The organism is Streptomyces sp. NPDC006733 (assembly GCF_040636125.1).
In the GTDB taxonomy this organism is placed as follows: domain Bacteria; phylum Actinomycetota; class Actinomycetes; order Streptomycetales; family Streptomycetaceae; genus Actinacidiphila.
Genome location: NZ_JBEYJD010000006.1, coordinates 41,510 through 54,816, shown reverse-complemented (window position 1 = coordinate 54,816; position 13,307 = coordinate 41,510). Strand labels below are relative to the sequence as shown.

Below are 13,307 nucleotides of genomic sequence, written 5' to 3'. Positions count from 1 at the left end.
GAATAGCGCGCCTGAGATGCTCAGGTCAATGGTCTGTACCAGACTTAGGACTAGACCAATCGGCCGACGGCCTACCCGCCGGAAACCCCCTCCGGCCAGCGAAAAGCCGCCTGTCGCAGGTGCTGACAGGCGGCTTTAGGCTGGGTTAAGGATGCGGAATGTGGCCCTCCGGAGGCAGAACCACGCCCCCTCGGGAAACCCGGTATTAACCGGCGGCGGGCGCTACGGGCCGTCGCCCCCGGGCAGTTGGTAGGCGTCCGCGAGCAGCGCGTAGGAGCGCAGCCGGGCCGCCGGTGTGTGGGCGTTGGCCGTGATGATCAGTTCGTCCGCGCCGGTCCGCTTCACCAGCGAGTCGAGCCCGTCACGGACCTCCTCGGCGCCGCCGTGCACCACGTTGACGAGCCAGGAGTCGATGAACTCGCGCTCCAGAGCGCTGAACTCGTACGCCTCGGCCTCCTCGGGCGACGGGATGAGCCCCGGCCGCCCGGTGCGCAGCCGCAGCATCCCCAGCGCGCCGGTGAGCACCTGGCGGCGCGCCTCGGCCGGATCGTCCGCCGCGAGGGCGGAGACGCCGATGGCGGCGTACGGGCGGTCCAGGACGGCGGACGGGCGGAACGACTCGCGGTACAGCTCCAGCGCGGGGACGGTGTTGGCCGCCGAGAAGTGGTGCGCGAAGGAGAACGGCAGCCCCAGCGCGCCGGCCAGCCGGGCGCTGAAGCCGGAGGAGCCCAGCAGCCAGACCGACGGACGGGACGCGGACTGCACCCCGCCCGGAACGCTGCCCTGCACCGGGCCGGGGATCGCGTGGATGCGCGCGTAGCGGTGCCCGTCCGGGAAGTCGTCGTCCAGGAACCGGGTCAGCTCGTCGAGCTGCCGCGGGAAGTCGTCGGCGCCGTCCTGGCGGTCGGTGCGGCGCAGCGCGGCGGCGGTGGCGCCGTCGGTGCCGGGCGCGCGGCCCAGGCCGAGGTCGATCCGGCCGGGGGCGAGCGCCTCCAGGGTGCCGAACTGCTCGGCGATCACCAGCGGGGCGTGGTTGGGGAGCATCACCCCGCCGGAGCCCAGCCGCAGCGTGCGGGTGAACGCGGCGAGGTGGGCGAGGATCACCGCGGGGGACGAGCTGGCCACACCCGGCATCGAGTGGTGCTCGGCGACCCACATCCGGTGGAACCCGCGGTTCTCGGCGAGCTGGGCCAGCTCCACACTGGCGCGCAGCGCCTGGGTGGCGGTGAGCCCGCTTCCCACGGTCGCCAGATCGAGCACGGACAGCGGCACGGGCGCGCTGCCGCGGGCTGCTCCGCGGATGTGGTCGGTGGTCTGCGGTTCGTCTCCCACGGGGGGCGCCTCCTCGGTCATGTATTCGCCTGCGGCACCTTCAACCGGAGACGGACTCCGGTTATTCCCGCCCCTCCCCCGCGTCACTTACCGCTCCCCTTGCGACGCAAGAAGGCCCTGGGCATATGCCGTTCTCGCGATTTCCCGCATTTGTGCACACGGACCGCCAATCAGCCGGTCAACGGCCTCTACCTGGAACGCCGTTGCGGCTATCGTGGAAGACGGCTCGGCTGCCGGGTTCGATCGGTGTGCCCTTCGACCGTGACCAGCGGCTACGGCCGTGACGTACGGCATGCCGCACCGGATGCGAACGGCACACGTGCAGGGGGATTTCGTGGCGCTCGAGTACCGACAGACCGCGCCGGTCTACGCGGTCCAGTACGCGCTGCGCGTGCTGGAGGCGGTCGACCACCACCGCCACGGCGTGACAGCCGAGCAGCTGGCCCGCGAGATCGGCGTGCCGATCGGCTACCTCTCCCAGCTGCTGGCCATGCTCAAGCGCGAGCGCTACATCGCGTTCCTGCCCGGCGGCGGCTACGTGACCGGCGAGTCCCTGGTGCTGCTCGGCGCCGCCGACCGCGAGCAGGCGCTCGCCGACAAGCTCAGCAGCGTCCTGACCGAGCTGCGGGACGAGGTCGGCGCGGCCGTCTACTTCGGCCGGTACGACGACGGCGAGGTGACGGTGGTGGACGTGGCGGACGGGCCGACCACCCCGCGGGTCAACGAGTGGGTCGACTTCCGCTCCTCCGCCCACGCCAGCGCGGTCGGCAAGTGCCTGCTCGCGCAGCTCGACCACGACAGCCGCCGGGACCACCTCTCCCGGCACCGGACGGCGCGCCTGACCTCGCGCACGGTCGTCAGCGAGCGGGCCCTGCTCTCGGACCTGGAGAGCCGCCCGGCCAGCCACCCCATGCTCGACCTCCAGGAGTACGCGGTCGGCACGGTCTGCGCGGCGGTCCCGGTCACGATCGGCAGCACGGTCGCCTGCCTGGCCCTGTCCATGCCCACCGCCCAGGCGCACCGCCTGAAGCCGGCCGTGGACACCCTGAACGAACGCGCGGCGCCGGTGCTGCTCTCCCTGAGCTTCTGACCCTCCGGGCCGGCACCGGAAGCACGAAGAAGGCCCCCCGCTTCCGCGAGGGGCCTTCGACCGTCGGTGCGCCGTCAGGGACTCGAACCCCGGACCCGCTGATTAAGAGTCAGCTGCTCTAACCAACTGAGCTAACGGCGCGTGCTGACATGGAAGATCGTACCCGATCCTCCGGGGTGCTCAAAAACAGGCCGCCGACCGGCAGCGGCACGGCGGCGGACAGACAGCGGCACGGCGGCGGACAAGCCGCGAACGGCGGCGAAACGGATCCGGAACGGCGGCGGATCACCGCCAGGCGGGATCCTGCCAGGCCGGCCCGGTGCGCGGCGCCGCTCCGGGCCGGTAGATCATGTGCATGACGCCGATAAGACGCCGTGCCTCCCTGCTCGCCAGCGCCACCGCGCTCGCGCTCAGCACCGGACTCCTCCTCCCCGCCACCCCCGCCACCGCCGCCGCCCCGGGCGCCACCCCGCGCACCGCGCCGCCGCAGGCCAGGACGTACGACATCACCCTGGTCACCGGGGACGTCGTGCACTTCGCCGACGGGCCCGGCACCCAGGACACCGTCACCGTGGACCGTCCGCACGGCGCCCCCGGCGGCGTGCACATCCAGCAGGCGGGCGGCGAGACCTACGTCCTGCCGGACGAGGCGCTGCCGCTGCTCGCCGCGGGCAGGCTCGACCGCCGGCTGTTCGACCTGACCGCGCTGGTGAAGATGGGGTACGACGACGCCCGCTCCGGCGGCGTCCCCATGATCGCCACCTACACCGCCGCCGCCCGCTCCGCCCGGTCGCTGCCCGCCGCCCCCGCGGGCAGCACCGCCACCCGCGCCCTGCCGAGCATCGGCGGCACCGCGCTCAAGGCGCGCAAGAAGGAGACCCGCGCCTTCTGGCAGGACGTCGTGGCCGCGCCCGCCAAGGCGCGGTCGGCGCGGTCGCTCGACAACGGCATCGACCGGCTGTGGCTGGACGGCCGCGTCGAGGCGAGCCTCAAGGAGTCGGTGCCGCAGGTCAACGCGCCGCAGGCGTGGGCGAAGGGGTACGACGGCAAGGGCCGCAAGGTCGCGATCCTGGACACCGGGATCGACGCCACCCACCCGGACCTGAAGGACCAGGTCGTCGCCGAGCAGAGCTTCGTCCCCGGCCAGGCCGTCACCGACGGGAACGGCCACGGCACGCACGTCGCCTCGACGATCGCGGGCACCGGCGCCGCCTCCGGCGGCGACTACAAGGGCGTCGCGCCCGGAGCGAAGCTGCTGATCGGCAAGGTGCTCTCCGACGAGGGCTCCGGGGCGGACTCCGGGATCATCGCCGGCATGGAGTGGGCCAAGGCCCAGGGCGCCGACGTGGTCAGCATGAGCCTCGGCTCGCCGCTGCCCGACGACGGCACCGACCCGATGGCGCAGGCGGTCGACAGCCTCTCCGCGAACGGCGGACCGCTCTTCGTCATCGCCGCCGGAAACGCGTACGCGGCCGGCTCCATCGGCGCACCCGGCTCGGCGGCCACCGCGCTGACCGTCGCCGCCGTCGACAAGCAGGACGGCCGCGCCGACTTCTCCAGCATGGGACCGCTGACCGGCTCGTACGGCCTCAAGCCGGACATCTCGGCCCCCGGCGTCGACATCACCGCCGCCCGCTCGCAGGCGCTCGCCTCCGGCAGCGGCATGTACCAGACGATGTCCGGCACCTCGATGGCCACCCCGCACGTGGCGGGCGCCGCCGCGATCCTCAAGCAGCGGCACCCGGAGTGGACCGGTCAGCAGCTCAAGGACGCGCTGATGACCTCGTCGAAGCAGCTCACCGACTTCACCCCGTACGAGATGGGCACCGGCCGGCTCGACGTGCTCGCCGCCGTCGACGCCACCGTCCAGGCCACCGGGTCGGTCGCCGCCGCCGTCTACAAGTGGCCGCACGCCGGGGCCGCGAGCACCACGCGCACCATCACCTACCGCAACAACGGCACCGCGGACGTCACGCTGAACCTCGCGCTGGACCCGGCCGCCCGGGCGGCGGGCGCCTACACGCTGTCGGCGAGCACGGTCACCGTCCCGGCGGGCGGCACCGCCGCCGTCACCCTCACCCTCGACCCGACGACCGTCCCGGCCGCGACCACCTTCTCCGGCCAGGTCACCGCGGTCGACGCGGCCAGCGGCAGGACCGTCGCGCACACCGGCTTCGCGCTCACCAAGGAGCAGGAGCTCTACGACTACACGATCAAGCTGACCGGACGCGACGGGAAGCCCGCCGCCGGCACCGTCGTCCTCGCCGAGAAGAGCGACCCGTACCTGTCGCCGCTGGGCGTGGACGGCCAGCGCACGCTGCGCCTGCCGCCGGGCACGTACATGGCGTACGCGGAGATCGAGGTCGCCGGCGACAGCGCGGACTCCCTCGGCCTGGCGGTGCTCGCCAGCCCCGAGACCGTGCTCACCAAGGCGGCCACCGTCACCCTCGACGCGAGCACGGCGCACAAGGTCAGCGCCCGCGTCCCGCAGGAGACCGAGCAGCGCCAGCTGCACCTGGACCTGGCCCGCACCTTCTCGAACGGCAACCTCGTCCGTGACGCGTACGTCGTTCCGCCGATGTACGACGCGATCTACGCCGCGCCCACCCGGAAGGTCACCGACGGCACCTTCTCCTTCGTGACCCGCTGGCGGCTCGGCGAGAAGCAGGTCGACGCCTCCTCGCGCGGCCGTGACCTGGAACTGATGCCGCAGGCCGGCGCCACCGTCGGCAACGGCTCGGCCAAGCTGCGGGTCGTCACCGCGGGCAGCGGCGCCGCGGCCGACTACGCGGGGCTGGACACCAGGGGCAAGGCCGTCGTGGTCACCCGCAGCGACGACGTCTCCCCGGCCGACCGCGCCGCGAACGCGCTCAAGGCGGGCGCCAAGCTGCTGATCGTCGTCAACGACGGCACCGGCCGGCTCTCGGAGTACTACGCGGACGACGCGGGCACGAGCACCCCGCTCGGCGTCGTGACGATCATGCGCGAGGCGGGCGCCCGGCTGATCGCCGACGCCAAGGGCGGCAAGCTCACCCTCGACGTGACGCAGCGGGCCGAGCCGCGCTACCTTTACGACCTGCTCTCACAGCAGGACGGCACGATCCCCGACCGCTCCCTCGCCTACACCCCCGACCCGAAGCGCGACCTCGCCCGGATCGACGCCACGTACAACGGGGACCGGCAGCGGGCCGGCGGCGGCTTCCGCTACGACATCCCCGCCTGGGGCCCGGGCGTCGGCTTCGCCGAGAAGGAGACCTACCCGTCCCGGCGCACCGAGTACGTCTCGCAGCAGCACGGCGCCGGCTTCTGGTACGAGGACCACGCCGTCTACCAGGCCGACTACTCGGACGAGCTGTTCGAGATGCGCGGCGGCAACGACCACTTCACCACGGGCCGGCACTACACCACGTCGTGGTTCGGCGGGGTGCAGCGGCCGCGTCTGGGCCAGGCGTTCTGGGGCCCGAACCGCAGCGTCTACGACGACATCCAGTTCAACCTCACCCCGTGGACGGACGCGGGCGCGGGCCACTCCGGCTCGATGCCGTCGGACGAGTACGACACCACGACCTACGCGATCTACCAGGGCGACACCCTGCTGCGGAAGGGCGCGGGCCGGGCCGGCGGGTGGACCGCCGTCCCCGGCACCGTCCCGTACCGGATGGTCCTGGACTCGGCCCGGGACGCGGCCGTCTGGAAGTCCTCCATCCGCACCCGCACCGAATGGGGCTTCGTCTCCGGTCCGCTGCCCAAGGACGGTCCCTTCCAGGAGGACATCAAGCTGCTGCAGCTCGACTACGACGTGCCCATGGACACCGCGGGTGACGTCAGGGCCGGGCAGTGGACGCGGATCGGCCTCTCGTCCCGCACGCAGGAGTGGCTCAGCGGTGTGACGAAGGCCACCAGGGCGACGCTGTCGGTCTCGTACGACGACGGCAAGAGCTGGGCGCCGACGCTCCTGGTCAGGACGGGCGACGGCTCCTGGAGCACGCTGGTCAGGACGCCGAACAAGCCGGGCGGCGCGGTCTCGCTGCGGGCCACCGCGCAGGACGGCAAGGGCGGCACCGTCAGCCAGGACATCATCCGGGCCTTCGGGCTCCGCTGAGCCCCGTCGGCGGATCGGCCGGCTGATCCGCCGGCCGATCCGGAAGCTCCGAGCCGATCATGGCGCGGGCCGGAGGGGATGGTCATCAGCACCCCCTCCGGCCCCGTATGATTGACACGTAGGCGCCGTTAGCTCAGTTGGTTAGAGCAGCTGACTCTTAATCAGCGGGTCCGGGGTTCGAGTCCCTGACGGCGCACAGCAGAAAGACGAAGGGCGCTCTTCCTCCGGGAAGGGCGCCCTTCGCCGTTTCCGCACGGGCCGGGTCCGGGATCAGAGGTCGGGGTCGATGGTCGGGGTCGGGGGCCAGGGGTCAGGACCAGAAGTCGTCCGCCGCCGCCAGGTCCTCCATGCACTCGTCGAGATCGGTGATCGCGCCGTCGACGACGCGGAACACGATGCCGCCCGCCATGTCCAGCTTCCTGCCGGCCCGCTCGGCGGTGACCTGGTGCACCGCCATCACGTGGCCGCGGCTGTCGACGAACACGTTCCGCAGCTCCACGTGGAGCGTGCCGTTCGTCTCCGCGGCGAGTTCCGCGTAGTGGGCGACGATCGCCTCCACGCCCTCGAAGTCACCGGAGAGCGGGTTGCTCCCGGGGACATGGTGGGCGCAGTCGGCCGTCATCAACCCGCCGAGGGTGTCCATATCGCCCTGGGAGAACGCCTGGTAGCCCCGGCGGACCAGCGCGGCGTTCGGATGCTCGGTCATGGCATTTCGCCACCTTCCCTGACATGCACGGACAGAGGATGACGACTTCACCTTCCCACCGCGCACACCGCCGGACCAGCCTCCGCGCACCGGCGCCCGGCGCTCGGCGGCCCCGACCGGCGCAAGCGGGCGCGCGGCTCAGGCGGCCGGCGCCGGGAGGATCTGGCGGGGGACGGTTCTGGGGTGACCCGGGCGGTTCCATTCCCTGGGGTAGCCGACCGAGACCTCCTCGAAGCGGACGCCGTCGTACCAGGCGGTCCTGGGGATGTGCAGGTGGCCGTAGACCACCGCGCTCACCGTGAAGCGCTGGTGCCAGTCGGCCGTGCGCTCGGTGCCGCACCACTGGGCGAACTCCGGGTAGTGCAGGATCCGGGTGGGCTGGCGGACCAGCGGGAAGTGGTTGACCAGGACCAGCGGCAGGGCCGGGTCGCAGTCCAGCAGCCGCCGTTCGGTCTCCTTCACCCGGGCCCGGCACCAGGCGTCGCGGCTCGGGAACGGGTCCGGGTGCAGCAGGAACTCGTCGCTGCACACGATCCCGGACTTGTACGCCTGGGCGAGCGACTCCTCCTTGGTCGAAGCCGTCTCGGTGCGGAACGTGTAGTCGTAGAGGACGAACAGCGGCGCCACCACGGCCGGGCCGCCCGCGCCCTCCCAGACCGGGTACGGGTCCTCCGGGGTCAGCACGCCCAGCGACCGGCACATCTCGACCAGGTGGCGGTAGCGCTCGTCGCCGCGCAACTGGACCGGGTCCTCGGCGGGCGTCCACAGGTCGTGGTTGCCGGGCGCCCACACCACCCGGGCGTAGCGGCCGCTGAGCAGCGTCAGCGCCCACTCGATGCCGTCCGTCAGCTCGCCGACGTCGCCCGCGACGATCAGCCAGTCGGTGTCCGACTCGGGGCGCAGGCCCTCGACGATCTTCCGGTTCTCCGCGAAGGCCACGTGCAGGTCGCTGATACCCCAGAGTTTTCCATCCGGCATATGCAGACCGTAGGCGGATCCGGGCGGGGGCGGTACCCCGCCCAATGGGTGATCCTGGCCTACGTCTGGCGCGCCGGTCGGCCGTGCCGCCCGGGCGGGGGAAGTGTTCGCCGCGTGCTCGTCCTGGTCACCGCCCACTTCGTCCTCGCCGGCTGCGCCTCCCCTCTGGTGCGGTGGCTCGGCCGGCGCGCCTTCCTCGTCCTCGCGCTGCCGTCCGCCGCCACCGCGGTGTGGGCGTTCGCCGCGTGGGGGTCCGTGGCCGGCGGCGCGGTGCGCGTCGAGCGGTGGCGGTGGGCGCCCGCCCTCGGGCTGGACATCGCGCTGCGCCTCGACGCCCTCGCGCTGCTGCTGACGGTGCTGGTCGGCGGGGTCGGGGCGCTCGTACTGGGCTACTGCGGCGGGTACTTCGACGACGACGAGCCGGGGCTGGCGAGCTTCGCGGGCAACCTGACCGCCTTCGCCGGGGCGATGCTGGGGCTGGTCCTCGCCGACGACGTGATCCTGCTGTACGTCTTCTGGGAACTGACCACCGTCTTCTCGTTCCTGCTCATCGGCCACCTGTCGGTGAAGAAGGCCAACCGGCGCTCCGCGCTGCAGGCGCTGCTCGTCACCACGGTCGGCGGCCTCGCGATGCTCGTCGGCCTGCTGATGCTCGGTCAGGCGGCCGGAACGTACCGGATCTCCGCCCTCGTCGCGCACCCGCCGCCGCTGGGCGGCACGGCGGTGCCGGTCGCCCTGGTGCTGGTGCTGGCCGGGGCGCTGTCGAAGTCCGCGGTCTGGCCGTTCAGCCTGTGGCTGCCCGGCGCGATGGCGGCGCCGACGCCGGTCAGCGCCTATCTGCACGCGGCGGCCATGGTGAAGGGCGGCATCTACCTCGTCGCCCGGCTCTCCCCCGCCTTCGCCGCGGTCGCGCCCTGGCGGGGCGTGACGCTGGCGCTCGGCACCGCGACGATGCTGCTCGGCGGCTGGCGGGCGCTGCGCGAGACGGACCTCAAGCGGATCCTCGCCTACGGGACGGTGAGCCAGCTCGGCTTCCTCACCGCGCTGGTGGGGGCGGGGTCCCGGTACACCGCGCTGGCCGGCGCCACCATGCTGCTGGCGCACGCGCTGTTCAAGGCGCCGCTGTTCCTCGTGGTCGGCATCGTCGACCACGCCACCGGCAGCCGCGACATCCGCCGCCTCGGCGGGCTGGCGCGCGCGATGCCACTGGTCTGCGGCACCGCCTGCCTCGCGGGCGCGTCCATGGCGGGCCTGCCGCCCTTCCTCGGCTTCGCCGCCAAGGAGGCCTCGTTCGCCGCGCTCTGGGCCGGCGGCCCCGCCGACCGGCTCACCCTGTACGCCGCCGTCGCCGGGTCTGCCCTGACCACCGCGTACACGCTGCGCTTCCTGTACGGCGCCTTCGGCCCGGCCACGTCGCCCGACCTGCCGCCCGCGCGCAGCACGCGGCGGCGCACGGCCCCGGCCCTGCTGGCTCCCACGGCGCTGCTGGCGCTGGCGGGACTGCTACTGGGCCCGGGGGTGGGCCGGCTGCAGCCGCTGATGGAGCGGTACGCGTCCGCCTTCCCGTCCGTGGGCACCCCGTACCACCTGGCCCTGTGGCACGGCTTCGGGCTGCCGCTCACCCTGTCGGAGATCGCGTGGGCGGCCGGCGTCGCGCTGTTCGTCGTACGGGACCGGCTGGTGCGCTGGGGCAAGCGGCTCGCGCTGCCGACCGCCGAGACGGCGTTCGCCCAGATCCTGTGGCAGACGGAGCGCTTCGCGCTGCAGCTCACCGGGAGCATCCAGCGCGGCTCGCTGCCGGTCTACCTCGGCACGGCGCTGCTGGTCTTCTCGGGCGCCGAGGCGGCGGCGCTGCTCACCGACCGGCCGTGGGCGTGGGGCGGCGCCCCGCGCTGGGGGGACGACGCCGCCCAGATCGCCGTGGCGGTCGCGGTGGCGGCGGCGGGCGTGCTGTGCCTGCCGACCCGGCAGCGGATGAAGGCGGTGGTGCTGGCCGGGACGACCGGATACGGCACGGCCGTGCTGTTCGTGCTGCAGGGCGCGCCCGACCTGGCGCTGACGCAGTTCACGGTGGAGACGACCAGCATCGTCGTCTTCGTCCTGGTGCTGCGCCGCCTGCCGCACCGCTTCCCGCCGACGGCGACGGCGTGGCGCCGGGCGCTGCACGCCGCGCTCGGGGTCACCGCGGGCACGCTCGCGGCGGGTCTGACGTACCTGGCGGTGGCGGCCCGCAGGCATCCGGCCGCGGGCGCCGACATGGTCGCCGAGACCGCGCACGACGGGCTGCAGAACGTCGTCGCGACGATCCTCGTCGACCTGCGCGCCTGGGACACGATGGGCGAGTCGGCGGTGCTGGCGGTCGCCGCCGTCGGCGTGACGAGCCTGGTCTACCTGCGCCGCCGGGCGGGCTCGCTGCCGCGCGCGCAGGACGAGGGCGGTGCGGCGGGCGTGTGGGCGTCGGAGGTGCGCGCCGGTCCGCGCGCCGCGCCGGAGCGCACCTGGCTGGCGGCGGGCGACACCCTCGACCCCGACCGGCGGTCGGTGGTCTTCGAGGTGGTGGCGCGGCTGGTCTTCCACCCCGTGCTCGTGCTCTCGCTGTACCTGCTGTTCTGCGCGGAGAGCCTGCCGGGCGGCGGCTTCACCGCCGGGCTCGTCGCGGGCCTCGCGCTCGTCGTGCGGTATCTGGCGGGCGGCCGGTACGAGCTGGCGGAGGCCGCTCCCGTCGACGCCGGGTTCCTGCTCGGCACGGGCCTGATGGTCTCCGTGGGAACGGGCCTGGGCGGGCTGGTGCTCGGCTCGGACGTGCTGGCGGGCGGGGTGTTCCACACCCGGCTGCCGCTCTTCGGCGACGTGCACGTCCCCAGTTCCGTGCTCTTCGACTTCGGTGTCTACCTGCTGGTCCTCGGGGTCGTCCTCGACGTGCTGCGCAGCCTCGGCGCCAAGATCGACCAGCAGATCGAGCGCGAGGAAGCCAGGAGGACGGCATGACCGCCACCATCGCCCTGATCGCCGCCGGCGGGGTGCTGTTCGCCTGCGGGACGGCGCTGCTGCTCGCCCGCCCGCTGACCCGCATCCTGCTCGGCGCCGTCCTGCTCGGCAACGGGGTGAACCTGCTGGTGCTGGCCACCTCGGGCCCGTCGGGGAAGGCGCCGCTGCTGGCCTCCGGCACCGATCCGGCGGCGGTCTCCGACCCGTTCCCGCAGGCGATGGCGCTGACCGCGATCGTGATCACCCTCGCGCTGACCGCGTTCCTGCTCGCGGTGGCGTACCGCAGCTGGCAGTTGACCGGCAGCGACGACGTCCAGGACGACGTCGAGGACATCCGGGTCGCGCTGCGGGCCGAGCACGAGGGGACCCGGGCCGAGCTGCGGGCGGTGATCCGCGCGGACCGGGCCCGGCAGGCGCGGGCCGAGGACTCCGAGGACCTCGACGACGAGCTGTGGGACAACGTGCTGGGGGCCGACCGGTGAACGCGACCACGCTGCTGCCGCTGCCCGTCGTCCTCCCGCTCTTCGCGGCGGGCCTCAAGCTCGCCGTGGGACTGCGGCTCCCCCGCATCCAGCGGTTCATCAGCGCGGCCGTTCTCAGCGCCGTACTGGCCGCCTCGGTCGCCCTGCTGGTGGCGGCCGACCGGGACGGGCCGCAGGTGATGCACGCGGGCGGCTGGCCGGTCCCGATCGGCATCGCGCTGGTCGCCGACCGGCTGTCGGCGCTGATGCTGGTGGTGTCGTCCGCGGTGACGCTGTGCGTGCTGGTGTACTCCATCGGCCAGGGCATGGCCGACCGCGACGAGGCGACCCCGCTGTCGGTCTTCCACCCCGCGTACCTGATCCTCGTCGCCGGGGTCTCCGACACGTTCCTGTCCGGGGACCTGTTCAACCTCTACGTCGGCTTCGAGATCATGCTGACCGCGAGCTACGTGCTGCTGACGCTCGGCGGCACGGCGGCCCGGATCCGCGCGGGAGCCACGTACATCGTGGTGTCGCTGCTGTCCTCGGTGCTCTTCCTGGTCGCGATCGGCATGGTCTACGCGGCCACCGGCACCATGAACCTCGCGCAGCTCTCGGTGCGGCTGGCCGACCTGCCCGCCGGGATCCGGCTGGTGCTGCAGCTGGCCCTGCTCACCGTCTTCGGCATCAAGGCGGCCGTCTTCCCGCTCGCCGCCTGGCTCCCCGACTCCTACCCGACCGCGCCCGCGCCCGTCACCGCCGTCTTCGCCGGACTGCTCACCAAGGTCGGCGTGTACTCGATACTGCGCACCCAGACGCTGCTGTTCCCCGGCACCCGGCTCGCCGAGCCGCTGATGCTGATCGCCCTGCTGTCGATGGTGGTCGGGATCCTGGGGGCGGTCGCGCAGACCGACCTCAAACGGCTGCTGTCGTTCACCCTCGTCAGCCACATCGGGTACATGGTCTTCGGCATCGCGCTGGCCTCGCGCGGCGGCGTCGCGGGCGCGGTGTTCTACGTCGCGCACCACATCACCGTGCAGACCACGCTCTTCCTCGTCACCGGCCTGGTGGAGCGCCGGGGCGGCACCACCGACCTGCAGCGGCTCGGCGGGCTCGCCAGGATCTCGCCGCTGCTGGCCGCGATCTTCTTCGTGCCCGCCATGAACCTCGCCGGGATCCCGCCGCTGTCGGGCTTCCTCGGCAAGCTCGGACTGCTGCGCGCGGGCGTCGCCGACGGCGGCGTCTGGGCGTACCTCCTGGTCGGCGGCGGGGTGGTGACGAGCCTGCTGACGCTCTACGCGCTGGTCAAGGTCTGGAACCTGGCGTTCTGGCGGGCCGCGCCGCCCGATCTGTGCGCGGACGGCACCGTCCTGGAGACCGACGACGATGACGACCAGGACGACTCCGACGAGGACACCCCGATGCCCGCCGGGCGCCCCGAGTCGGCGTCGCTGAGCGGCCGTTCCATCACCACCACCGCCGCGCTCCCCCGCACGATGCTCGCCGCGACCATGGCCCTGGTCGCGCTCGGGCTGGCCTACACCGTGCTGGCGGGGCCCCTGACGGGGCTCGCCGACCGGGCGGCCGGCGAGCTCCTGTCACGGACGCCCTACGTGCGGGCGGTCCTGGCGCGCTGACCTTTCGGCCGGC

Annotated in this window: 8 protein-coding genes and 2 tRNA genes; 6 read left to right on the top strand and 4 right to left on the bottom strand. The window is 73.2% G+C overall.

Annotated elements, in window-relative coordinates:
* Window positions 1–222: 222 nt before the first annotated feature.
* Entirely contained in the window at window positions 223–1,332 is a 1,110-nt protein-coding gene (locus tag ABZ721_RS07815; RefSeq protein ID WP_358787707.1) for an LLM class flavin-dependent oxidoreductase, read from the bottom strand.
* Between the two features lie 334 nt (window positions 1,333–1,666).
* Here ABZ721_RS07815 and ABZ721_RS07810 point away from each other — a divergent pair, with 334 nt between their 5' ends.
* Window positions 1,667–2,422, top strand: coding sequence for an IclR family transcriptional regulator C-terminal domain-containing protein (locus tag ABZ721_RS07810; RefSeq protein ID WP_358787706.1), 756 nt, complete (start codon window positions 1,667–1,669; stop codon window positions 2,420–2,422).
* 67 nt (window positions 2,423–2,489) lie between these two features.
* Here the strand turns inward: ABZ721_RS07810 and ABZ721_RS07805 are convergent.
* Window positions 2,490–2,563, bottom strand: a tRNA-Lys gene (locus ABZ721_RS07805).
* Window positions 2,564–2,777: 214 nt separating this feature from the next.
* Here ABZ721_RS07805 and ABZ721_RS07800 point away from each other — a divergent pair.
* Together ABZ721_RS07800 and ABZ721_RS07795 are read left to right on the top strand one after the other, a co-directional pair.
* Window positions 2,778–6,524: a S8 family serine peptidase gene (locus ABZ721_RS07800; RefSeq protein ID WP_358787705.1), complete on the top strand. Its 3,747-nt coding sequence runs from the start codon at window positions 2,778–2,780 to the stop codon at window positions 6,522–6,524.
* Between the two features lie 122 nt (window positions 6,525–6,646).
* A tRNA-Lys gene (locus tag ABZ721_RS07795) sits at window positions 6,647–6,720 on the top strand.
* Window positions 6,721–6,834: 114 nt separating this feature from the next.
* Here ABZ721_RS07795 and ABZ721_RS07790 read toward each other — a convergent pair.
* The gene (locus ABZ721_RS07790) at window positions 6,835–7,230 is read right to left on the bottom strand and encodes a nuclear transport factor 2 family protein (RefSeq protein ID WP_358787704.1); all 396 of its coding nucleotides are present in this window, start codon (window positions 7,228–7,230) and stop codon (window positions 6,835–6,837) included.
* Window positions 7,231–7,368: 138 nt separating this feature from the next.
* Window positions 7,369–8,208 (bottom strand): metallophosphoesterase, encoded by an 840-nt coding sequence (locus tag ABZ721_RS07785; RefSeq protein WP_358787703.1) that lies wholly within the window; start codon window positions 8,206–8,208, stop codon window positions 7,369–7,371.
* Window positions 8,209–8,322: 114 nt separating this feature from the next.
* On the opposite strand from ABZ721_RS07785, the gene ABZ721_RS07780 reads away from it, so the two are divergent.
* Genes ABZ721_RS07780 through ABZ721_RS07770 form a run of 3 tightly spaced genes read left to right on the top strand, consistent with a single transcriptional unit; the run spans window position 8,323 to window position 13,294 of the window.
* On the top strand, window positions 8,323–11,196 hold the full coding sequence (locus ABZ721_RS07780) for a Na+/H+ antiporter subunit A (protein WP_358787702.1): 2,874 nt from the start codon (window positions 8,323–8,325) through the stop codon (window positions 11,194–11,196).
* On the top strand, window positions 11,193–11,678 hold the full coding sequence (locus tag ABZ721_RS07775) for a Na(+)/H(+) antiporter subunit C (RefSeq protein ID WP_358787701.1): 486 nt from the start codon (window positions 11,193–11,195) through the stop codon (window positions 11,676–11,678). Before ABZ721_RS07780 ends, ABZ721_RS07775 begins: the two co-directional genes overlap by 4 nt.
* A complete protein-coding gene (locus ABZ721_RS07770) occupies window positions 11,675–13,294 on the top strand; it encodes a Na+/H+ antiporter subunit D (RefSeq protein WP_358787700.1) in 1,620 nt (539 codons plus the stop codon). Before ABZ721_RS07775 ends, ABZ721_RS07770 begins: the two co-directional genes overlap by 4 nt.
* The last annotated feature ends 13 nt before the right edge of the window (window positions 13,295–13,307 follow it).

What these genes read in the sequence shown, in the direction of transcription:
- ABZ721_RS07800 (WP_358787705.1), top strand. Translation starts at nt 2,778, where the DNA reads ATGACGCCGATAAGACGCCGTGCCTCCCTGCTCGCCAGCGCCACCGCG.
- ABZ721_RS07790 (WP_358787704.1), bottom strand. Translation starts at nt 7,230, where the DNA reads ATGACCGAGCATCCGAACGCCGCGCTGGTCCGCCGGGGCTACCAGGCG.
- ABZ721_RS07785 (WP_358787703.1), bottom strand. Translation starts at nt 8,208, where the DNA reads ATGCCGGATGGAAAACTCTGGGGTATCAGCGACCTGCACGTGGCCTTC.
- ABZ721_RS07775 (WP_358787701.1), top strand. Translation starts at nt 11,193, where the DNA reads ATGACCGCCACCATCGCCCTGATCGCCGCCGGCGGGGTGCTGTTCGCC.